At 53.7% G+C, this 22,429-nt stretch carries 21 protein-coding genes and 1 pseudogene; 10 read left to right on the top strand and 12 right to left on the bottom strand.

Annotated elements, in window-relative coordinates:
* Window positions 1-149: 149 nt before the first annotated feature.
* Window positions 150-1,559 carry a PLP-dependent aminotransferase family protein gene (locus ACMWL8_RS02050; RefSeq protein WP_045260631.1) on the bottom strand — a complete coding sequence of 470 codons (1,410 nt, stop codon included), beginning with the start codon at window positions 1,557-1,559 and terminating at the stop codon, window positions 150-152.
* An 81-nt stretch (window positions 1,560-1,640) separates the two neighbouring features.
* Window positions 1,641-1,829 carry a hypothetical protein gene (locus ACMWL8_RS02045; protein ID WP_028013309.1) on the bottom strand — a complete coding sequence of 63 codons (189 nt, stop codon included), beginning with the start codon at window positions 1,827-1,829 and terminating at the stop codon, window positions 1,641-1,643.
* 393 nt (window positions 1,830-2,222) lie between these two features.
* On the opposite strand from ACMWL8_RS02045, the gene ACMWL8_RS02040 reads away from it, so the two are divergent.
* From ACMWL8_RS02040 to hslJ, 4 genes are all read left to right on the top strand, one after another.
* Window positions 2,223-3,623: a cytochrome ubiquinol oxidase subunit I gene (locus ACMWL8_RS02040; RefSeq protein WP_028013310.1), complete on the top strand. Its 1,401-nt coding sequence runs from the start codon at window positions 2,223-2,225 to the stop codon at window positions 3,621-3,623.
* Window positions 3,623-4,633: a cytochrome d ubiquinol oxidase subunit II gene (gene cydB / locus ACMWL8_RS02035; protein ID WP_045260632.1), complete on the top strand. Its 1,011-nt coding sequence runs from the start codon at window positions 3,623-3,625 to the stop codon at window positions 4,631-4,633. Before ACMWL8_RS02040 ends, cydB begins: the two co-directional genes overlap by 1 nt.
* Window positions 4,633-4,761 carry a DUF2474 domain-containing protein gene (locus ACMWL8_RS02030; RefSeq protein WP_008501283.1) on the top strand — a complete coding sequence of 43 codons (129 nt, stop codon included), beginning with the start codon at window positions 4,633-4,635 and terminating at the stop codon, window positions 4,759-4,761. The genes cydB and ACMWL8_RS02030 overlap by 1 nt, the downstream gene beginning before the upstream one ends.
* A gap of 126 nt (window positions 4,762-4,887) precedes the next feature.
* Window positions 4,888-5,325 carry a heat shock protein HslJ gene (gene hslJ, locus ACMWL8_RS02025; RefSeq protein ID WP_045260633.1) on the top strand — a complete coding sequence of 146 codons (438 nt, stop codon included), beginning with the start codon at window positions 4,888-4,890 and terminating at the stop codon, window positions 5,323-5,325.
* On the opposite strand, the gene ACMWL8_RS02020 is transcribed toward hslJ, so the two are convergent.
* A complete protein-coding gene (locus ACMWL8_RS02020; RefSeq protein WP_028013313.1) occupies window positions 5,326-5,592 on the bottom strand; it encodes a DUF333 domain-containing protein in 267 nt (88 codons plus the stop codon). It lies immediately after the preceding gene.
* A 271-nt stretch (window positions 5,593-5,863) separates the two neighbouring features.
* Between ACMWL8_RS02020 and nifJ the strand changes: the two genes are divergently transcribed.
* Together nifJ and ompC are read left to right on the top strand one after the other, a co-directional pair.
* Entirely contained in the window at window positions 5,864-9,388 is a 3,525-nt protein-coding gene (gene nifJ / locus ACMWL8_RS02015; RefSeq protein WP_045260634.1) for a pyruvate:ferredoxin (flavodoxin) oxidoreductase, read from the top strand.
* 389 nt (window positions 9,389-9,777) lie between these two features.
* Window positions 9,778-10,917, top strand: a complete 1,140-nt coding sequence (gene ompC / locus ACMWL8_RS02010; RefSeq protein ID WP_028013315.1) for a porin OmpC — start codon at window positions 9,778-9,780, stop codon at window positions 10,915-10,917.
* A gap of 331 nt (window positions 10,918-11,248) precedes the next feature.
* On the opposite strand, the gene ACMWL8_RS02005 is transcribed toward ompC, so the two are convergent.
* From ACMWL8_RS02005 to ACMWL8_RS01985, 5 genes are all read right to left on the bottom strand, one after another.
* Complete coding sequence (locus ACMWL8_RS02005; RefSeq protein WP_120266872.1) at window positions 11,249-11,326, bottom strand: hypothetical protein; 78 nt, start codon at window positions 11,324-11,326, stop codon at window positions 11,249-11,251.
* Window positions 11,327-11,394: 68 nt separating this feature from the next.
* On the bottom strand, window positions 11,395-11,817 hold the full coding sequence (locus ACMWL8_RS02000; protein WP_041909734.1) for a GFA family protein: 423 nt from the start codon (window positions 11,815-11,817) through the stop codon (window positions 11,395-11,397).
* Between the two features lie 3 nt (window positions 11,818-11,820).
* Window positions 11,821-12,018 carry a hypothetical protein gene (locus ACMWL8_RS01995; protein ID WP_028013317.1) on the bottom strand — a complete coding sequence of 66 codons (198 nt, stop codon included), beginning with the start codon at window positions 12,016-12,018 and terminating at the stop codon, window positions 11,821-11,823.
* A 64-nt stretch (window positions 12,019-12,082) separates the two neighbouring features.
* Window positions 12,083-12,511: a VOC family protein gene (locus ACMWL8_RS01990; protein WP_028013318.1), complete on the bottom strand. Its 429-nt coding sequence runs from the start codon at window positions 12,509-12,511 to the stop codon at window positions 12,083-12,085.
* A gap of 95 nt (window positions 12,512-12,606) precedes the next feature.
* Window positions 12,607-12,951: a DUF1294 domain-containing protein gene (locus ACMWL8_RS01985; RefSeq protein ID WP_045260635.1), complete on the bottom strand. Its 345-nt coding sequence runs from the start codon at window positions 12,949-12,951 to the stop codon at window positions 12,607-12,609.
* Between the two features lie 214 nt (window positions 12,952-13,165).
* Here ACMWL8_RS01985 and ACMWL8_RS01980 point away from each other — a divergent pair.
* Window positions 13,166-13,339: pseudogene (locus ACMWL8_RS01980) on the top strand (site-specific integrase); the annotation flags it as partial.
* Between the two features lie 20 nt (window positions 13,340-13,359).
* Window positions 13,360-14,295 carry a tRNA 2-thiocytidine(32) synthetase TtcA gene (gene ttcA, locus ACMWL8_RS01975; RefSeq protein ID WP_045260636.1) on the top strand — a complete coding sequence of 312 codons (936 nt, stop codon included), beginning with the start codon at window positions 13,360-13,362 and terminating at the stop codon, window positions 14,293-14,295.
* Between the two features lie 42 nt (window positions 14,296-14,337).
* On the opposite strand, the gene dbpA is transcribed toward ttcA, so the two are convergent.
* The 4 genes from dbpA to ACMWL8_RS01955 form a co-directional block, all read right to left on the bottom strand.
* Window positions 14,338-15,711 carry an ATP-dependent RNA helicase DbpA gene (gene dbpA / locus ACMWL8_RS01970; protein ID WP_045260637.1) on the bottom strand — a complete coding sequence of 458 codons (1,374 nt, stop codon included), beginning with the start codon at window positions 15,709-15,711 and terminating at the stop codon, window positions 14,338-14,340.
* A gap of 27 nt (window positions 15,712-15,738) precedes the next feature.
* A complete protein-coding gene (locus ACMWL8_RS01965; protein ID WP_305143948.1) occupies window positions 15,739-15,903 on the bottom strand; it encodes a hypothetical protein in 165 nt (54 codons plus the stop codon).
* A gap of 291 nt (window positions 15,904-16,194) precedes the next feature.
* Window positions 16,195-17,178, bottom strand: coding sequence for a zinc transporter ZntB (zntB, locus tag ACMWL8_RS01960; RefSeq protein ID WP_028013350.1), 984 nt, complete (start codon window positions 17,176-17,178; stop codon window positions 16,195-16,197).
* Between the two features lie 142 nt (window positions 17,179-17,320).
* Complete coding sequence (locus ACMWL8_RS01955) at window positions 17,321-18,463, bottom strand: methyl-accepting chemotaxis protein (RefSeq protein ID WP_063437906.1); 1,143 nt, start codon at window positions 18,461-18,463, stop codon at window positions 17,321-17,323.
* Between the two features lie 454 nt (window positions 18,464-18,917).
* On the opposite strand from ACMWL8_RS01955, the gene ACMWL8_RS01950 reads away from it, so the two are divergent.
* Both ACMWL8_RS01950 and ACMWL8_RS01945 read left to right on the top strand, forming a co-directional pair.
* Complete coding sequence (locus tag ACMWL8_RS01950; RefSeq protein ID WP_045260639.1) at window positions 18,918-21,047, top strand: putative bifunctional diguanylate cyclase/phosphodiesterase; 2,130 nt, start codon at window positions 18,918-18,920, stop codon at window positions 21,045-21,047.
* A 92-nt stretch (window positions 21,048-21,139) separates the two neighbouring features.
* Entirely contained in the window at window positions 21,140-22,372 is a 1,233-nt protein-coding gene (locus tag ACMWL8_RS01945) for a sensor domain-containing diguanylate cyclase (protein WP_045260640.1), read from the top strand.
* Window positions 22,373-22,429 lie beyond the last annotated feature (57 nt).

Raw genomic sequence — 22,429 nt, 5'->3', positions numbered from 1 at the left:
TGACCGAGGACGCATTCCCCGTTAACTGGATTATAGACAAGGAGTTAGCCGCGAAAGCCGGTATGCAGATTTCATATGATACGGCACCGCCAAATATTTGCCGTGCCGTCGTCAGGATAAGAAATGATTATTTAAATAAAGGGGAAAAGTTATTCCATCATTGTGCTAATTAATTTACCTAACTGAATGACCGCCTGCTCTTCCCGCTCGCCCCACGCCCAGGACGTATTAAACCGGAAGAACGGCGTCCACGCGTCAGAGGTGGAAAACATCTTTCCTGGCGCAATGCTGATATGGTGCGTTAAGGCCTTTTCGCTCAGCAGCCCCGCGTCCAGCTGCGCAGGCAGCTCCAGCCATAAAAAGTAGCCGCTTTCGCTGTGATGGATTTTGACGCCAGCGGGCATATGGCGCAGAAGCGACTGCCACGCCTGCTGTTTTCGCTCGGCGAGGGTTCGTCGCAGGCGGCGCAGATGGGCGTCGTAGCGTTTTGTCGCCAGGTAGTCCACCAGCGCCAGCTGCATGGGGGAACTGGTTGAAAGCGTGCTCATCAGCTGCAGCTGCTGAATGCGGCGCGCGTGTTTTCCTGCCGCCACCCAGCCGATGCGAAACCCCGCCACCAGGCATTTTGAAAAGGAAGAGCAGTGAAGCGTCATATCTACCCGGTCCCAGGCTTTGGCCGGAAGCGGTTTTTCGCGACCAAAATAGAGCTCGCTGTAGACATCGTCCTCGATCAAGGTGACGTTGTGCTCCGTCAGGAGCGACACCAGACGCGCTTTTTTTTCCGCACTCAGCGTGAAGCCAAGCGGGTTTTGGCCGTTGGTCATGAGCCAGCAGGCTTTTACGGGGTAGTCGTTCAGCGCCTGCTCCAGCGCATTCAGATCGATACCCTCCCGGACGTCTGTGGCGACCGACAGCGCTTTTAGCTTCAGACGCTCCAGCGCCTGCAGCGCGCCGTAAAAACACGGGTTTTCAACAATCACCCAGTCTCCTGGCTCCGTCACCGCCTGCAAACTCAGGTTGAGGGCCTCAAGGGCGCCTGCGGTAATGACGATCTCGTCCGGCGAGATGTTCATCCCCTGCTGCGCATAACGGCGCGCAATGGCGTGACGGAGTTCAGCGTTACCGGGCGGCAGGTTCTCAATCACGCTCATTGCGGTAGCGGTTTTACTGACGTTTGCCAGCGAGCGGTTGAGCTGCTGAAGCGGGAAAAGCCGGGGGTCGGGAAACGCGGAGGCGAAAGGAACAACGGACGGATCGCGGCTGGCCTGTAAGACCTCGAAGATATAGGTATTGATATCTACCGCTTCATCACGCATCACCTGAGCAGGCGGCGCAGGCTGTTGTGCGGTCGGGCGCGAGGCAACGTAATAGCCCGACTGCGGCCTGGCGACAATGCGCCCCTGACTTTCCAGCATCTGATACGCGTGGCCAACGGTCATAAAGCTCATGCCGCTGCTTGCTACCTGCTCTCGCAGGGAAGGCAGCTTATCGCCCGGCAGCCAAACGCCAAGCTCAATCTGCGAGATAATTTGTTGCGCCAGACGCTGGTATTTTTTCATCAGATTCTCCTTATTGCCGACAGTGTATATCAGCAGGAGAAAAAGAGAAGATTTTGCTAACTGTTATAGTTTAAGTAAAAATTACTTACGGTACTCGGTAACGTGGCTTTGCGCCTGACGCGCAGCGGCCAGGTGATCGAGCGTGATCATTGACGATTTGCAAAAGATGCATTTCGCACCGAGCGGGTTTTTCTCAGATACATCAAAGACTGAGGTACGGTACTGCGAGCCATGACAGCATGGGCAGCGGAAATGGATATAAGAAGTCATAGGATTCTCCTGTGAACGTAAAAACGTAAATTACTCATGAGCCGATCAGGCAATAATGGTTTTAAACAAAACTAATCGGAATGTAGATAAAGACCCAAGAGAGGCTGCGGAGAGGCACAACGTGATGAGAACTGCTTTATGAAACTACGTCAGATATTTTTTTGGACTCAAAACCAGAAGACCATTAACGCACGGCGATGACGACAAAGCAAGCGGTTTAATGCCTAAAATTCATAAAAATAGTGTTTTTATTCCTCGTTGGCGAGGTATATCTGATAGCTAAAGCATGCGTTTTATGCCAACTGTTATGGTTAAAAATCACTTTTCTGCGTCTGAAAGTCCGAACGTTGCCCCTATAGCATAACAGTACACCGTTTGACATTGAGGCTGTGCATGTTTGGTTTAGATGCTTTTCACCTTGCGCGGATACAGTTTGCCTTTACCGTATCCTTTCACATTATTTTCCCGGCCATCACTATCGGCCTGGCCAGCTATCTGGCCGTGCTCGAAGGGCTGTGGCTGAAAACAAAAAATCCTGTCTGGCGCTCGCTGTACCATTTCTGGTCGAAGATTTTTGCCGTCAACTTTGGCATGGGCGTGGTCTCCGGGCTGGTGATGGCCTACCAGTTTGGCACCAACTGGAGCGGCTTTTCGCAGTTTGCAGGCAGCATTACCGGCCCGCTGCTGACCTATGAAGTGCTTACCGCCTTCTTCCTCGAAGCCGGGTTCCTCGGCGTGATGCTGTTCGGCTGGAATAAAGTGGGGCCAGGGCTGCACTTCTTCTCCACCTGCATGGTGGCGCTGGGCACCATTATCTCAACCTTCTGGATCCTCTCCTCGAACAGCTGGATGCAGACCCCGCAAGGCTACGAGATCGTCAACGGACAGGTGGTACCGGTGGACTGGTTCGCCGTGGTATTTAACCCCTCCTTCCCCTACCGCCTGCTGCATATGTCGATTGCGGCATTCCTGAGTAGCGCCCTGTTTGTCGGTGCATCCGCGGCATGGCATCTGCTGCGCGGGAATAATACCCCTGCCATTCGGGCGATGTTTTCGATGGCGCTGTGGATGACGCTGATTGTTGCCCCCATCCAGGCCCTGGTTGGCGATATGCACGGGTTGAACACCTTAAAGCATCAGCCGGCCAAGATTGCCGCTATTGAAGGCCATTGGGAAAATCCGCCGGGCGAGCCTACCCCACTGCTGCTGTTTGGCTGGCCTGACATGGAGCAGGAACGCACCCGCTTTGGAGTGGCGATCCCGGCTCTGGGTAGCCTCATACTGACGCACAGCCTGGATAAACAGGTCCCTGCGCTAAAAGAGTTTCCAAAGGAAGACCGTCCTAATTCCACCATCGTCTTCTGGTCGTTCCGCATTATGGCGGGTTTAGGGATGCTGATGCTGCTGCTTGGAGTAGTGGCGCTTTGGCTGCGTTATAAAAAGCGGGTTTATTCTTCGCGTCCGTTCCTGTGGTTTGCGCTGCTGATGGGGCCATCCGGGCTGATTGCCATTCTGGCCGGATGGGTCACCACCGAAGTCGGCCGCCAGCCGTGGGTGGTCTACGGACTCCAGCGAACGAAGGATGCGGTTTCAGCCCATGGTGACCTGCATATGAGCGTGAGCCTGCTGGCCTTCTTCGTCGTCTATACCTCGGTATTCGGCGTGGGCTACAGCTATATGGTGCGCCTCATCCGAAAAGGCCCGCAGTCGCATGAATCGTTCGCCACCGAGTCCGATGGACGCCCGGCGCGCCCGCTTTCTGCCGTCACAGCTGAACATAAGGAGCAGCCATAATGGGTATCGATCTTTCCATTATCTGGTTTGTCATCATCGTCTTTGCCACGCTGATGTATATCGTCATGGACGGGTTTGATCTGGGAATCGGTATTCTGTTCCCGGCAACACAAAACGCCGACGATCGCGACGTGATGGTCAACAGCGTCGCACCGGTCTGGGACGGCAATGAGACCTGGTTGGTGCTGGGTGGTGCCGCCCTGTTCGGTGCATTCCCACTGGCCTATGCGGTGATTATTGATGCTCTGACCATTCCGCTGACGTTAATGCTGATCGGACTTATATTCCGCGGCGTGGCGTTTGAATTTCGCTTTAAAGCCACCCCGGCCCACCGTCCTTTCTGGGATAAGGCGTTTATTGGCGGTTCCGTTCTGGCGACCTTTACCCAGGGCGTGACGGTAGGCGCCGTCATTAACGGCTTTAGCGTCACTGGTAGAACGTATACCGGCGGTCCGTTTGACTGGTTTACCGCGTTTAACCTGTTCTGCGGCGCGGGTCTGGTGGTGGCCTACGCGCTGTTAGGCTCAACCTGGCTGGTGATGAAAAGCGAAAATGCGCTGCAGCAGCGGATGCGTGAGGTGTCGAAAACGCTGTTAATCGTGCTGCTGGCGTTTATCGCAGCGATCAGCCTCTGGACGCCGCTGGCGCACCCGGCCATCGCGGCGCGCTGGTTTACGCTGCCGAATCTGTTTTATCTGCTGCCCGTCCCTGCCCTGGTCGTCATGTTTAGCTTCTACCAGTGGCGCTGCCTGAGTAATCCTGACAGCCATGCCCGGCCGTTTATTCTGACGCTGGGGCTAATATTTCTCGGCTTTAGCGGGCTTGGGATCAGCATCTGGCCGCATATCATACCGCCGTCGATCACCCTGTGGCAGGCCGCCGCGCCGACGCAAAGCCAGGGCTTTATGCTGGTGGGCGCGCTGTTGATCATTCCCGTTATTCTGGTCTACACCTTCTGGAGCTACTATGTATTTCGCGGCAAAGTTCAGCCTGGGGAGGGCTATCACTGATGCAACAACCTGTCTGGAAAAGATTGCTGTGGCTGGCCATTATCTGGGGCGGCAGCGTTCTTGCGCTGGCAGCAGTCAGCATGCTCTTTCGCATGCTGATGACGGCTGCCGGGTTTAAATCGCATTAAACTCCATTCCGGGCAGCCCTGCGCTGCCCGGCACCACCCCGCACTTTCAGATAAACCCCATTAACGCAGCGCAGAGTATCGTTACACTGGTAAAAGATTCACAGAATTTATTATTTGAGAAGAAAAATGAAAAAGCTCATCGCGTTAAGTGTTATCAGCCTTGTCCTCAGCGGCTGCGTTAATCCGGGCAAAGCATCCGTTCAGCCGGATCAGCTGAAGAGCCACCGTTTTGTTCTGGAAAACGTGGACGGCAAATCCGTGAAGGGCATGACAACGCAGCCTGAGATCGCTTTTAACGCGCTTCCCGACATTAGCCTCATTGATAACATTAGCGTTTCGGGCCAGATGTGTAACCGCTTCAACGGGCAGGGGAAGCTGTCCGAAGGTGAGCTGAAAGTGAAAACGCTGGCGATGACCCGCAAACTTTGTACCGAACCACAGCTTAACGAGCTGGATCAGGCCATCGGCGACATGCTGCGCAAAGGGGCGCAGGTCGACCTGACTGAAGACCAGCTGACGCTGGCGACGGCCGAAAAGACGCTGATGTTTAAGCGAGCAGAATAATCAGTAGCTACCGCAGCTTCCAACGGCAAGCGACTGTTCACTGCAGCGTTTGCCGTTTGGCAAGGCGCACATCCCAATAGCCGAACCGTCAAGCTGGCGGGCAACAGACAGCGAGCCGCCAATCATGGCGCAGTTGGCCTGGCCTGAACTGGACATTGCCGCTTTCATTCCCGGCGCCACGTGGGCCGCCGTGGCCTGCTGTACAGGTTCACTGCTACATGCCGACAACAACAACGCGGCACACCCTACCCAAAATGCTGAACGCATGCTCTCTTCCCCGTAATTAGTGCGAAACCTAAGCATAATAGGCATCACATCCCGTGTCGTCGAGAGCGGAAGTGCGTATTTATGCGCCGCTGAAACAATTTCTCGCAATTTTTTCGCCCTAAGTTTGATCTAACCATTGATGGTGGGAATACCGAGGACACAAAAGCGAAAATCGTAAAACCCCCTGTTTGCTAGACTACACAGATAATATTCAGGGTTTGTCGCCTTATGACAGCCCCCTATTTTTTGCGCAATGTAAGGGTGTCGTCCTATGCAAACTATTGACGGTAATGGTGCAGTTGCCTCAGTCGCGTTTCGCACCAGTGAAGTTATCGCCATCTATCCGATCACGCCAAGTTCAACTATGGCCGAGCAGGCGGATGCCTGGGCGGGAAACGGGTTAAAAAACGTCTGGGGCGATGTCCCGAGAGTGGTTGAAATGCAGTCTGAAGCGGGTGCGATTGCTACGGTCCACGGTGCGCTGCAGACTGGCGCGCTTTCCACGTCGTTCACCTCCTCTCAGGGATTGCTGTTGATGATCCCAACGCTGTACAAACTCGCGGGACAACTGACCCCCTTCGTCCTGCACGTCGCGGCGCGTACCGTGGCCACCCACGCACTCTCAATTTTTGGCGATCACTCAGACGTGATGGCCGTGCGCCAGACCGGGTGCGCGATGCTGTGCGCCAGTAGCGTTCAGGAAGCGCAGGACTTTGCCTTAATTTCGCATATCGCCACGCTTAAAAGTCGCGTGCCGTTTATTCACTTCTTTGATGGTTTCCGCACCTCTCACGAAATCAACAAAATCGTCCCGCTGGCGGACGAGACTATCCTTGAGCTTCTGCCGCAGGCGGAAATCGACGCGCATCGCGCCCGCGCCCTTAACCCGGAACATCCGGTAATTCGAGGGACATCGGCAAACCCGGATACTTATTTCCAGTCACGCGAGGCCACAAACCCGTGGTACAACGCGGTTTATGACCACGTCGAGCAGGCAATGAATGACTTTGCCGCCGCAACCGGACGCGAGTACAAGCCGTTCGAATACTACGGCCATCCGCAGGCCGAGCGCGTGATTGTGCTGATGGGATCTGCTATCGGCACCTGTGAAGAAGTCGTTGACGAGCTGCTGACCCGCGGCGAAAAGGTCGGCGTGCTTAAAGTGCGTCTTTACCGCCCGTTCTCGGCTAAACATCTGCTCTCTGCCCTGCCGGAAAGCGCGCGTACCGTGGCGGTGCTCGATCGAACCAAAGAGCCGGGCGCACACGCGGAACCGCTGTATCTTGACGTGATGACCGCCCTCGCTGAAGCCTTTAATAACGGCGAACGTGAAACGCTACCGCGCGTTATCGGCGGTCGCTATGGCCTGTCTTCCAAAGAGTTTGGCCCGGACTGCGTGCTGGCCGTGTTTAACGAGCTAAGGGAAGCGAAACCCAAGCCGCGTTTCACGGTCGGCATTTATGATGACGTAACGAATCTTTCCCTGCCTTTACCGGAAAATACCCTGCCTGCGACGGCCAAACTTGAAGCGCTGTTCTACGGCCTGGGCAGCGACGGCAGCGTCTCGGCCACCAAAAACAACATCAAGATCATCGGCAATTCAACCCCGTGGTACGCGCAGGGTTACTTCGTCTACGACTCCAAAAAAGCTGGCGGTCTGACCGTTTCTCACCTGCGCGTCAGCGAGCAGCCCATCCGCTCGGCCTACCTTATTTCTCAGGCCGACTTTGTTGGCTGCCATCAGCTGCAGTTTATCGACAAGTACCAGATGGCTGAGCGCCTGAAGCCCGGCGGTATTTTCCTCCTCAATACGCCATACAATGCGGATGAGGTCTGGGCGCGCCTGCCGCAGGAAGTACAGACGGTGCTGAATCAGAAAAAAGCCCGATTCTATGTGGTTAACGCGGCGAAAATTGCCCGCGAATGTGGCCTGGCCGCGCGTATTAATACCGTCATGCAAATGGCCTTCTTCCATCTGACCAATATCCTGCCGGGCGACAGCGCGCTGGTGGAACTTCAGGGCGCCATCGCCAAAAGCTACAGCAGCAAGGGGCAGGAGCTGGTAGAGCGAAACTGGCAGGCGCTGGCGCTGGCGCGCGAGTCGCTGTTCGAGGTGCCGCTGCAGCCGGTCAATGACGCCAGCCCGAATCGCCCTCCGGTGGTCTCGGATTCCGCACCTGATTTCGTGAAGACCGTCACGGCCGCCATGCTGGCCGGGCTGGGTGACACCCTGCCCGTCTCTGCGTTGCCGCCGGACGGAACCTGGCCGATGGGCACCACCCGCTGGGAAAAACGCAACATCGCAGAAGCGATCCCCATCTGGAAAGAAGAACTCTGTACCCAGTGTAACCACTGCGTCGCGGCCTGCCCGCACTCGGCCATTCGCGCCAAAGTGGTGTCACCGGAAGCAATGGAAGATGCCCCAGCCAGCCTGCACTCCCTGGATGTAAAATCCCGCGACATGCGCGGCCAGAAATACGTTCTGCAGGTCGCACCGGAAGACTGCACCGGGTGTAACCTGTGCGTTGAGGTCTGCCCGGCGAAGGACAGGCAGAACCCGGACATCAAAGCCATCAATATGATGTCGCGCCTTGAACACGTTGAAGAAGAAAAAGTGAATTATGACTTCTTCCTGAACCTGCCGGAAATCGATCGCAGCAAGCTGGAACGCATTGATATTCGTACCTCGCAGCTGATCACGCCGCTGTTCGAGTACTCCGGCGCATGCTCCGGCTGCGGTGAAACGCCGTACATCAAACTGCTTACCCAGCTGTATGGTGACAGGATGCTGATTGCCAACGCCACCGGCTGCTCGTCTATCTATGGCGGTAACCTGCCCTCCACGCCGTACACCACCGATGCGAATGGGCGCGGTCCGGCATGGGCTAACTCGTTATTCGAGGATAACGCCGAATTTGGCCTGGGCTTCCGACTCACCGTTGACCAGCACCGCGCGCGCGTGATGCGCCTGCTTGAACAATTTGCCGATAAGATCCCGGCTGAACTTAACGCGGCGCTACACGCAGAAGCCACGCCAGAGGTTCGTCGCGAGCAGGTAGCTGCACTTCGCAGCGCACTCAAGGGAATTGACGGCGCTGAACAGCTTCTGACCGACGCTGACGCCCTGGTCGAAAAATCGATCTGGCTGATTGGCGGTGACGGCTGGGCTTACGACATCGGCTTTGGCGGGCTGGATCATGTGTTAAGCCTGACCGAAAACGTCAACATTCTGGTTCTGGATACGCAATGTTATTCCAATACCGGTGGGCAGGCATCGAAAGCCACGCCGCTGGGCGCCGTCACGAAATTTGGTGAACACGGTAAACGCAAGGCACGTAAGGATCTCGGCGTGAGCATGATGATGTACGGCCACGTTTACGTCGCGCAAATCTCGCTGGGGGCGCAGCTTAACCAGACGGTGAAAGCCATTCAGGAGGCTGAAGCGTATCCGGGGCCGTCGCTGATCATTGCCTACAGCCCGTGCGAAGAGCATGGCTACGACCTGGCCCTAAGCCACGATCAGATGCGTCAGCTGACGGCCACCGGCTTCTGGCCGCTCTACCGGTTCGATCCGCGCCGTGCGGACGAGGGCAAATTACCGCTGGCGCTAGATTCACGTCCGCCGTCAGATGCCCTGGCAGAGACGCTGATGCAGGAACAGCGCTTCCGCCGTCTGAATGCGCAACAGCCTGAGGTGGCAGAACAGCTCTGGAAAGACGCCGCCGAAGATCTGCAAAAACGGTATGACTTCCTGGCACAAATGGCGGGTAAAGCCGAAAAATCAACCAGCGACTAACTCCACTGCCCGGCTTGTCCGGGCATTTTTTTGCCATAAAAAAAGCCCGATGTCTTCACACCGGGCTAATCCAGATAATTAATGAATCTCTCTTTAGTTTCCCAAATGACATTCACGATAATTATGGATAAATAATCTTAAAGGCATATAACGCCGCAGAGATTACCTGATTTAATCACCAATTAATAATTTTTATTTAATATGAATCATTTTCAATCATTCACCACAACAATGATCATTTCCGCGGATTTATTCTTTTGAGATTTTACTCAATTAGTAACAATTATATTTTATTACTCTTTCGCAGGAGTGATTTAGCATGGGACAACTTTCGGTTTCAGAAAGTTCAACAGGTAATCAAATAAAAACAACTGCAAAGGAATATCACGATGCAAAGAAAAGTACTGGCTCTGATGATTCCAGCTCTGTTAATGGCTGGCGCCGCGCATGCGGCAGAAATTTATAATAAAGACGGCAACAAATTAGATCTGTACGGAAAAGTTGATGGTCTGCACTATTTCTCCGACGATGCCTCTAAAGACGGCGATCAAACCTACATGCGTCTGGGTTTCAAAGGTGAAACGCAGATTAACGACATGATGACCGGCTACGCGCAGTGGGAATATAACATTCAGGCGAATAACACCGAAGGATCTGATAATCAGTCCTGGACGCGTCTGGCCTTCGCGGGTGTCAAAGTGGGTGACTACGGTTCCTTCGATTATGGTCGTAACTATGGCGTGCTGTACGACGTGGAAGGCTGGACCGATATGCTGCCTGAGTTCGGTGGCGACTCTTACACCTATGCGGATAACTTTATGACCGGCCGCGCCAACGGCGTGGCAACCTACCGCAACACTGACTTCTATGGTCTGGTGCAGGGTCTGAACTTCGCGCTGCAGTATCAGGGCAACAATGAAGATGCCAGCAACAATCAGGAAGGCACCAACAACGGCCGCGACATGCGTTATGAGAATGGTGACGGCTTCGGTATTTCAACCACCTATGATTTCGGCATGGGGTTCAGTGCCGGTGCAGCCTACGCCTCATCTGACCGTACAAATGACCAGGTAAGCGCAGGTACTGGCGCTGCATCTCAATATGCGGGTGGTGATAAAGCGGATGCCTGGACTGCTGGCCTCAAATATGACGCAAATAATATCTACCTGGCGGCGATGTATTCTGAAACCCGTAATATGACGCCGTACGGTTCTGGTGATAGTAAATCAGGCGGCGGTATTGCCAACAAAACTCAGAACTTCGAAGTGACCGCACAGTACCAGTTCGATTTCGGTCTGCGTCCGGCCATTTCTTACCTGCAGTCTAAAGGGAAAGACCTGGGCAACGGTCAGGGCGATCAGGACCTGGTTAAATATGCGGACGTAGGCGCGACCTACTATTTCAACAAGAACATGTCTACCTACGTTGATTATAAAATCAACCTGCTGGATGAAGATGACAGCTTCTACAAAAACAACGGTATCAGCACCGACGATGTCGTTGCATTAGGCCTGGTTTACCAGTTCTGATGGTCAGAGCCCGCAGCGTCATGCGGGCTCTCCTTTTTTTGATGTTTGTCTCACAACAGCGCTTTATCGCGATATTGTTGAGGATAAGTTGAAAGAAAGCGGGTTAGACTGCGCCGATATCCCCCTCTTCATTAAGGATACCTGCGTTGTTTGGTCGTATATCCGTTACCATTCTGACACTTTTAGCATGCTTGTGGATGGCGTTAATCTTTGATTTTCGAGATATTGTTGGGCATCTCGGCACGCTGCTAAACCATCTGGATCACCATTAACAGTGATTCCAGAAAAAAGCCACCAGCAGTGCCGGTGGCGGTCATACGCATTTCGAGCGTTATTTTTTCACGGGTTGAGGTTTTTTATCCCCTGATTCCGGGGCCTCACGCGGATCGTCTTTTTCTACACAGAACATAATTTCTCCTGTTTTAGAAACCCACTTCCCACTATAGCCAGGCTGATAAAAAAAAGGCCAGGCGGTAATTAATCTTGATTGGTCTCTTTTTTGCGAAACGAGAGATAGCCAAAAACGCCGCTTTCGCCGTCGCTCGGATGGTTTACGCCATCCATCACCGTCACTTCTGGGAAATCAAACGGCGACACATTTTTAAAACAGGCCACATTGACGCCGTATTCATTTGGGTTAGAGCGACGCTGATGGAACGTGTAAATCCCGCAGACCGAGCAGAAGAAATGGCGCGCCGTCCCCGTGTTGAACCGATACTCCGTCAGCTTATCCTCACCTCTGGTCACGGTGATACCCGACAGCGGTGCAGAGACCACAACCGCGCCCCGCATACGGCAAAAAGAGCAGCTGCAGCGCCGCGCGGTATTCAAGCCGTCAGTCAGTTCGACGGTAAAAGCCACCGCACCACAGTGGCACTGTGCATGACGAATGTCAGCCATTGGCTATACCCCTTTTCTTACCAGTTCGGCAGCTTTGAGAAAAACCTCATCTTCTACACCATCGCCTTTCTGCCTGCCCAGCCTGACAAGTTCGTTGACAATGCTGTCACGATCGATCGTTTTTTGCGATGAAACTAGCCCTATAACGGCAGCCCCAATCGCCAGCCCCACTAATCCTGTTTGTTCGTCTTTGTTCTTCATACTCATGCTCCTGATACAACAAACAAGCGTAGCAGGATTTTTCAGACCGTTTTCAGGCGTTTTACTATTTCGCCTGGATCGCTGTTATTCCGACACGCTGGCCGTATGAGAGCTCTAAGGTATTACCGTCAGGATCGGCAAAAAATACATAATAACCGACGGGGTCACCCAGATCTTCCGGCGCTTTCCTCAACACCCCTTCTTTAGCGGCCATCGCAGTTTTTCTATCAATTTCTTCGCGCGTTGCGCAGGCAATCCCAAGGTGGCCAAAATGCCCCAGCGGCGTATCGGTCACGGTGTCCGCCTGTACCAGAACCAGCGCAAAAGGACGCGTATGGTCAGTTAGCCACGCCACTTTACGGGCAGTTGGAAGATCGGGCTCACGCGAATGGATGACGTCCATCCCGGCATATCGGCGATAGAAAGCAAGGCTCTTCTCCAGATCCCTGACCATAAACGCAACATGAGTGAATCCTACATCAATGTCTTTCATTTTAAGATGTTACTCCTGTATTAACATGTCGTAGCCATCTTAAAAGCTCAAGTTAACTTGAGGTCAACGGTGAATTTGTGCGGTCCTGATGATGTTCAAAAAAGAATAAAGGGACAGAAATGATAAAGCGCCGCCGTGGCTGAAATATTCACGACGATGCTCAGCAAAAACCAGGTTTTGAAGGGCTGCTTCTGCGTTTTATGGCGAAAGAGCTGTTGGCCCAATATGGCGCCTGGCCACCCTCCCACAGTACCAAACGTCAATAAAGTGACTTCCGGTATCCTGCGCATCGCTTTTCGTGCCGCCGTTTTGTCGACACCATAAATCGCTATCGTCAGCATATTAATCAGCAGAAACCACATGGCAAAAGGATACGAGGAAAAAAAGCTGCCGATCGCAGCGAAGATCAGCAGAACAAAACAAAAGCGATTCAATGTCATAGGGTCAGTCAAGGAATATGTAAGCGTATGTCGGGAAAGCATTATACGCTATCTTACGCATGTATCCGGTCAGGTTCTATCAGCCCGCTTTTGCATGCGGGCCACAAAATGAATGTCCTCTTCGACGCACCGAATCGCCTTTTGTGAAGCTTCGCATACGCGCCATCATGAGCAAGCAGTACCTTATGGCTTGCGCGTTCAACGATAACGCCAGTTTGTTTTGGTCCCCCCTCTCCCGGATGGCGAACAGAAAGCCGACTACGCTTTATTAGCTATTGCGCAGAGTGTAAAACGTGCTGGCATTCGCCGCCGGAATCCGTACCATACGCGGCATACTTTTGCCTGCTGGCTATTATCTGCCGGCGCTAACCCGTCTTTCGCCGCTACTGGCTCCGAAGGTAGTAATAAATGCAAGAAAATCAATCAAATACAAAGAAAGAGCAATACAACCTGAATAAACTGCAAAAGCGCCTGCGCCGTAACGTGGGCGAGGCCATTGCGGACTTCAACATGATTGAAGAAGGCGACCGCATCATGGTTTGCCTGTCAGGGGGTAAAGACAGCTACACCATGCTGGAGATCCTGCGTAATCTTCAGCAAAGCGCGCCGGTGAATTTTTCCCTGGTGGCGGTCAACCTTGACCAGAAACAGCCGGGTTTCCCGGAGCACATTCTGCCGGAATATCTGGAGCAGCTGGGCGTTGAGTACAAAATCGTCGAAGAAAACACCTACGGCATCGTGAAAGAGAAGATTCCGGAAGGGAAAACCACCTGCTCGCTTTGCTCTCGTCTGCGCCGCGGCATTCTCTATCGTACCGCAACGGAACTGGGCGCGACCAAAATTGCGCTGGGCCATCACCGCGACGATATTCTGCAAACGCTGTTCCTGAACATGTTCTACGGCGGCAAGATGAAAGGCATGCCGCCTAAGCTGATGAGCGATGATGGCAAGCATATTGTGATCCGTCCTCTTGCCTACTGCCGGGAAAAAGACATTGAGCGTTTTTCTCAGGCGAAAGGGTTCCCGATCATTCCATGCAATCTGTGCGGCTCACAGCCGAACCTGCAGCGTCAGGTGATCGGCGACATGCTGCGCGACTGGGACAAACGTTATCCGGGCCGCATTGAGACCATGTTCAGCGCGATGCAGAACGTGGTTCCTTCCCACCTCGCTGACGTAGAGCTGTTCGACTTCAAAGGTATCAACCACGGCTCGGAGGTGGTGAATGGTGGCGATTTGGCGTTTGACCGGGAAGAGATCCCAATGCAGCCTGCGGGCTGGCAGCCGGAAGATGATGACAATCAGTTCGAAGAGTTGCGTCTGAACGTGCTTGAAGTGAAATAAGCGATGGGCGTCTCAGAAAAACCTTCTGAGACGCTTTATGCCTTATTTCAGCAGATGTACGCGGCAGGTTTTGCCTTTAATCTTGCCGTTTTGCAGCTGCTTCCACGCCTTATGCGCAACCGCCTGGCGAACCGCCACGTACACGTGTGCCGGATGAACGGCAATTTTCCCTATATCCGCCCCTTCCAGCCCCACATCTCCGGTGAGTGCGCCCAGCACATCCCCCGGTCGCATCTTGGCCTTTTTGCCGCCATCAATGCACAGCGTCGCCATTTCGGCCTCCAGCGGCACGAGCCTGACGTTCCCCGGCGCGTTCACCCAGTTCAGTTTGATCTGCAACATTTCTGAGAGAATATTGGCGCGCTGCGCCTCTTCCGGCGCGCAGAAGCTGATGGCCAGCCCGCTGTTTCCGGCGCGAGCAGTGCGACCAATACGGTGGACGTGCACTTCGGGATCCCATGCCAGCTCATAGTTCACCACCAGTTCAAGGGATTTGATATCCAGGCCGCGTGCGGCCACGTCGGTCGCCACCAGCACGCGCGCGCTGCCGTTAGCAAAGCGCACCAGCGTCCGATCGCGATCGCGCTGTTCAAGGTCGCCGTGCAGCGACAGCGCGCTCTGCCCCGCCGCATTCAGGGCATCACAAACCGCCTGGCAGTCTTTTTTGGTATTACAGAACACCACGCATGACGCAGGCTGGTGCTGGCTCAGCAGTTTCTGCAGGAGAGGGATTTTTCCCTGCTGCGAGGTTTCAAAGAACTGCTGTTCGATGGCCGGCAGAGCATCGACGCTGTCGATCTCAATGGTGAGCGGATTATTCTGCACGCGACCGCTGATCGCGGCGATGGCTTCAGGCCAGGTCGCAGAGAACAGCAGCGTCTGACGATCGGCCGGCGCGAAGCGGATCACTTCATCAATGGCATCGCTGAAGCCCATATCCAGCATCCTGTCCGCCTCGTCCATCACCAGCGTGCTTAAGGCATCGAGCGAAACGGTGCCTTTTTGCAGGTGATCAAGCAGGCGGCCGGGCGTGGCGACAATAATGTGCGGCGCGTGCTGGAGCGAATCGCGCTGTGCGCCAAACGGCTGCCCACCGCAGAGGGTTAAGATCTTGGTATTGGGCAGGAAGCGCGCCAGGCGACGCAGTTCACCCGCGACCTGGTCTGCCAGCTCGCGGGTCGGGCACAGGACCAGTGACTGGGTCTGAAACAGCGACGCGTCAATATGCTGCAGCAGACCAAGACCGAAAGCGGCCGTTTTCCCACTGCCCGTTTTCGCCTGCACACGCACGTCCCGGCCTTCAAGGATAGCGGGCAGCGCGGCCGCCTGAACAGGCGTCATCGTTAGGTATCCCAACTCGTTGAGGTTGTCGAGTTGGGCGGCAGGCAGAACATTCAGGGTAGAAAAAGCGGTCACAATAATCTCTCGTGGTCATCTTTACGGTCAGATGGCGCGTATCCTCGCAGATCTCGGGGTTCGATGCGACAATTTAATCGGTTCTTCGTCCGGCGGCGGGTCTGGCATCGGCTGCGGACGCGGAATGGGATCGGGCATCGGCACGGGATCGGTGGGGACAGGATCGGACTGACGCGCGTGTTGCAGTAGCAGAGCGAGTAAAATGCTCATCTTTCCCTCCAGGATTTGCTGTCGTCCCTTTTAGGGTAGACGCTGAGAAACAGGAGGCAAAAAAAAGCCGACTATAAAGTCGGCGTCGTACGAATCAATTGTGCTATGCAGTAATTCAAAAAAGGAAGTAAGACAATATGGAGCGCAACGCCCATCGCTTGACGTTGCATTCACCTGCGGGAGTAATATTGCACCTTACGGGGGTGATGTTTATTGACTTCGCTCAATTAAAAGAGCGTTTTAATCCTCGAAAAAGGTGAAAAAATCGTAAATTTACAGCCATTTACTACGATGCAACCACCATGCAACACCACCAATCAAAACAACTAACATGACGCAAAACGCGGTAAAGCCGTACCGATATTCGCCGCCGGGTATACCGCCCAGATTGACGCCAAAAAGCCCTGTCAGAAATGTGCTGGGTAAAAAGACCATCGCCATCAGGGACATCGTGTAGGTTCTTCTCGCCAGCGACTCCTGCATCACCTGCGCGATTTCATCCGCCATCACCGCCGTTCGGGCAATACAGGAATCGATCTCATCCAGCCCGCGGCCCAGCCTGTCAGCAATGTCCTGCATCCGGCGGCGCTGATCGTCATTCATCCAGTTGAGTCTTTCACTGGCCAGACGGGCATACACATCCCGTTGTGGCGTCATATACCGACGCATCACGATCAGCTGCTTGCGCAATAGCGCCAGAAAGCCGCGCGGCGGTATCTGCTGATCGAGCAGATTATCTTCCAGGTCGATGATTTTATCGTGCAGCTCTTCAATAAATTCGCTCGCATGATCGGTCAGGGCGTCACAGACGTCCACCAGCCAGCTGCCGCAGTCAACCGGTCCGGTCCCCTCTTTGAGGTCGTTCACAATGTCATCCAGCGCCAAAACCTTACGCTGACGTGTGGAAACAATTAGCCCATCGTCCATATAGACGCGCATCGCAACCAGCTGATCGGGACGTTCATCCGTGCTGCCGTTTATACAGCGCAGGGTGATAAGCGTCCCGTCACCCATCCTGCTTACGCGAGGCCGCAGGCTTTCCCCCGCAAGCGCATCACGTACGTTGTTAGGCAGCAGCGGAGTCGAGGCCAGCCAGTCAGCGCTGTCCGGGTGGGTATAGTTCAGATGTAGCCAGCAGGGATGCTCTTTATCAATGACATCATCATCTTCCAGCGGTCGGGCGCCGCCGCGACCGTCCAGCACCCACGCAAAAACTGCGTCAGGAACGTTAAGTTCGGATCCTTTAATGCTCTCCACAGCGCCTCCCCTGTTTGGCTCTTTCGATGTCAGTCTAGCTTCCATCAGGGGTTAAGCAACAACTATGTTTCGCATCGCGCTGAAATCGCTCAGGAATTGTACACGAATAAAAAAGCCTGGCATGCCAGGCTTCGGGAAGCTGTCAATGAGAGTGCTCGGGGAGCTGATGGTACGAAACAGGGCTGGCTACTGGTGACGGGGGGTGCCCCTGGTCCAGCCTGAAATTTCGGGTCCGCGTCTGCAGTTCGATCACCTGATTACGCAGCACATCAGAGGAACCGTTGAGCTCCTCCGCCATCGCTACGTTGCTTTGCGTGACCCGCTCCAGTTCGGACAGCGCCAGCGTGATCTGGGAAATGCCCTTCTCCTGCTCTGCGGTTGAGGTAGAAATTTCGTCCATTAACCGGCTGACGTTGCCGGAGCCGGTCACGATGTCACGCATATTCTTCTCCGCTTCCGACACTACGCTGGCACCCTGGGTGACATTACTGCTGGTAACGTCAATCAGCGTTTTGATGTTTTTCGCCGCCTCGGCGCTGCGGTGAGCCAGGTTTCGGACTTCCTCTGCGACCACGGAGAACCCTTTCCCGTGATCGCCCGCCCGCGCGGCCTCGACGGCCGCGTTAAGCGCCAGAATATTCGTCTGGAATGCAATCCCGTCGATCAGGGAGATAATTTCCGTCATCTGCTGCGCGCACTCGGTAATGGATTGCATATTGCTGGCAACCTGTTCCATCAGATCTCCGCCCTTGCGCGCCTGCAGGGTCGCGGCATTCGCCTGCTCGCTCGCCAGCCGAGTATTATCGGCATTGTTTCGGGTACTTGCCGCCATCTGCTCCATACTTGCCGCAGTTTGTACCAGAGATGCAGACTGTTGCTCTGTTTTCACCGAGAGCTGAGCACTGCGGGAAGAGAGCTGATCCGACAAGGCCATGGCGTTTTGTGATGATGCCCTGATCTCACGCACCAGCGTAGCGATGTTGCTGGAAAGAGTATTAATCCCGGGAATTAATCGCCCCGCGCAGTTATTGCCAAACTCGGGGATAGAGACGCCTAAGTTGCCTGCGGTCACTTCTTCAATACTTTTTTTCACAGTATTGATCGGCGTCACAAGAAACTTCGTCATATAACTCCAGAGCAAAAATAATCCAACGAAATTGACCAGATTAATCGAAACGAAAAGAGGAAGATTGCTGGAAAATAGAGCAACGATACCTGCATTCACTAAAAACAGGCACAGCAGGAACCAGGCAATGAAGGTCCTGACACTAATATTTCTTAGCATGATTTTACCCACAACTTATATTTTGGTCGGCATTTAGATTTATAGCATTCACTTTTGCGTTTGTCCTCACATAATACGCTGGTTTCTCGTTTCGCCGTTACCCACCCTGCATTTAACTTAAGTCAGATAAAAAAGAGGTTTTAGTAGAAATGTCATGCACCATATGCTGTATTGCTGGTCCAAAGCCTCCTGAAGCGATACCATTATCTGCGGTACAACGGTCCATATGCACACATATTTAAGACGCTTTACTACAATCTATCGACTATGTTTAGCAGTACTTAATGCATTAACATAAAGAATATATTTTATATTTCGGGTAAGTTTGACCTTTGATATAAGTGGCTATTTTCCACGATAAATAACTAATATGGTTTGAATGCGCATGTTCGTTGCCAGATAAAGACGTGCCGGCCGGCAAAATCGGTAACCCTCTCAGGCGTGGGATTGCATAATGCTCAATATATCGTGGGACCCTGTGTTAATCGCTGTCTCTTATCTGGTGGCGTTTATCGCCTCCTTTGTGGCCCTGGACAGCGCCGGGAAAATTCCCCTTTCCAGCCGTAAAGCGGCTCTGTTCTGGCGCATTGCCGGCGGGATCACGCTGGGCATCGGGATCTGGTCAATGCACTTCATCGGTATGCTGTCGATGCAAATGCCGATGATGATGAGCTATGACCTATGGCTAACCCTTGCGTCTCTCGGCGTGGCGATCGTTGCCTCCACGATAGCAATAAATATTGCCGTTACGGGCAAACACCTCTCTCCCTTTCGGCTGTTCTTCGCCACGGTTATCCTCAGCGCTGGCGTGGTCGCTATGCACTATATCGGCATGGCCGCGTTGATGCTGGAAGGAAGCATCCTCTGGGATCGGCGCATTGTGGGTGTGTCCGTGATGATTGCCGTGGTCGCTTCCGGCGTGGCGCTGTGGCTGGCTTTTCGCCTTAGAGATAAGCACAAAGGGGTCTTTGTTACTCGCATTCTCGCCGCGTTAGTCATGGGCGCCGCCATTTGCGCGATGCACTATACGGGCATGAGCGCCGCGCATTTCCATGAGATGGCGCATACGCTCCCCGGCGGGGTCAGCGAGTTGGGGTTATCCATCTGGGTTTCCGTCACCACGCTCGCCCTGCTCGGCATGATGTTAATTATTTCGCTTATCGATTCGCACTGGCGGACCAGCCGGCTGACGGACAATCTGCGCCAACTCAACCGTCAGCTTGAGCTACAGGTTCGCTTTGACGCTCTCACCGGCCTCGCAAATCGCCAGCAGATGGATATCCGAATGCAGGATTGTCTGCACAGCGCCTTGTTGAGTAACAAACAATTTGCCGTGATTTTTCTGAATGTCGATCGCTTCAGACGCGTGAATGATACCTGGGGTCACAGCGTCGGTGATGAGTTATTAATTACCATTGCCCAGCGCATCACCTCCCTGCTTACCCGTGAGATGACGCTGGCCAGGCTGGGTGGGGATGCCTTTATCCTGCTGGTTCCCGAATACGACGAAGAAAAGCTCACTACCCTGCTCACGACGCTGCTTGCGGATATGCGCCGCCCGCTTTCGCTTTGCGGACATACGCTGAGTACCACCCTCAGCGCGGGTGTAAGCCTTTATCCTCAGGATGGAGAAACGCTGCATGAACTGAAGTTTAAGGCGGATGCCGCCTTACACCACGTTAAGCAAGATGGTCGTAACGGCTGGGCGTTTTACCGCCCTGAGATGTCAACGGCGGTTCCGGCGCAGCCGGGTTTTCTGCAGGAACTTTATCAGGCGCTGGAAAGCGATCGGTTTGAACTGTGGTATCAGCCAACCTGGCATGCTAAAGATAAGACGATCCACGGTTTTGAGGCTCTTCTGCGCTGGCGGCATCCGGAGCAAGGCGTTTTGCTGCCAGGTCTGTTTTTACCCACTCTGGAACAAACGGGTTTGATTATTCCGGTTGGCAACTGGGCTATTGAAGCCGCTTGTCGGCAGCTTCATTTCTGGACTGAACAAGGTTTCAGCCAGTGGACGTTGTCGCTCAATTTATCTCCCATTCAGTTCGAACAGCCGGATATCTTTCACATCGTGTCGTCCATGCTGGATAAATATAATCTGTCGCCCTCAAGGCTGATCCTGGAGGTAACGGAGAGTACCGCGCTAAAAAATCTCGACCGCAGCATCGAGCTGCTCAACGCCTTTAACCATGCGGGGATTACCGTCTCTATTGATGATTTTGGCACGGGCTATTCCAATCTGCTGATGCTGAGCGTTCTTCCGGCAAAAGAGCTTAAAATCGACAAGAGCTTTGTGTCCTCTATGCTGGGAAATGAAAAAAGCCGCAAGCTGGTGGAAACCATTATAAATATTGCCCGCACCATGGAGATGACTGTCGTTGCCGAGGGGATTGAAACGGACGAACAGCAGGCAATACTGACCAGCCTCGGCTGTGACTATCTCCAGGGCTACCTTTTCTCCCGCCCCTTGCCCGCTGAACAGGTTCCGTGGCTGCTGCTACAAAAAAACTCAGACAAACAAATTATACCCATAAGTAAAATTCAAACGGACCCCGAATTTATTTCACAAAAAAATCATGCCTGACGGGATTGAGTAGAGTATGTTTCAAGGGAGTCCATGCGGGTCAGTTCTGCCATGATTACCAGACGTATCGTGCCGATGAACAGGAAAATACTATGTCGCAAAATAGTTTTGATGCGCTTAATGCAATTAAAACGCCCGTGTGGCTCATTTCTCCTGTTTCGGAACAGATTATTTTTGCAAATGTGGCCGCAATACAGCTAACGGGTGATAAAACGCTGAATGACCTGCGTAAAGGTTCCTGTTCTGCAAGTGCGCAAACCGTACTGTCGATGTATGTTCCCGAACTGAAGAACGATCACGATATTGTCGAGATCTGGACAGTTAGCCGGGGCGGGCAGGACGTACCGATAAGCTGTCGCCTCTCCCTCACCCACGTCACGCCGGATGGTGATGTTATCGTTTTCGAAGGGATCTCTTCGCACGCCCCCTCAGGCCTGAAGGCCAGCCGTTCCGCAACCTATCAACGCAAAAAACAGGGGTTTTACGCCCGCTTTTTCCTGACCAACAGCGCACCAATGTTGCTAATCGATCCTGCCCGTGACGGGCAAATTGTCGATGCAAACCTGGCCGCGCTCAGCTTTTATGGTTATTCACATGATGAGATGTGCCGGAAGCACACCTGGGAAATTAACACGCTTGGCAGAGGCGTCATGCCCATCATGACGGAGATCGCCGCGCTGCCCGGCGGACATAAGCCGCTCAATTTTATTCACCGCCTTGCCGATGGCACCACCCGCCACGTCCAGACCTACGCGGGGCCCATTGAGATCTACGGCGACAAACTGATGCTGTGCATAATCCATGATATTACTGAGCAAAAGAGGCTTGAGCAGGAGCTGGAAAATGCTGCATTACGTGACTCGATGACGGGGTTACTCAACCGACGTCAGTTTTATAACGTTATCGACCAAACCAACCTGAGCCACCTCTCCGCCCAGCAGCAATTTAGCCTGCTGCTGGTGGATACCGATCATTTTAAAAACATCAATGACCTCTTTGGTCACCTGAAGGGTGATGAGGTGCTCATCGCCCTCTCCCGAACGCTTGAAGCCTGCAGCAGACAAGATGACCTGGTGTTCCGCTGGGGCGGTGAAGAGTTTGTCATCCTGTTGCCGCGTACGTCTCTCGAAACGGCGCTGAAGATTGCCGAATCCGTCCGTGCGGCGGTCGCCCATATTACCCTCCCAGGCTTACCGCGCTTTACCGTCAGTATTGGCGTGGCTCGGCATGACCCGGAAGAGAGTATTGACGCGCTGTTTAAACGTGTCGACGATGCGCTCTATCGCGCCAAAAACGATGGGCGTAATAAAGTCCTTGCGGCATGAAACTGGAGTATCGTGAAAAGCCCCGCTACAATGCCCAGCTTAAGTAAATTAACGACG

The sequence above is a fragment of the Enterobacter sp. 04-C-12-SI-ECC genome (assembly GCF_047530715.1).
In the GTDB taxonomy this organism is placed as follows: Bacteria; Pseudomonadota; Gammaproteobacteria; order Enterobacterales; family Enterobacteriaceae; genus Enterobacter; species Enterobacter bugandensis.
The sequence above is the reverse complement of the archived record's forward strand: the minus strand, read 5'-3'. Positions and strand labels throughout refer to the sequence as shown.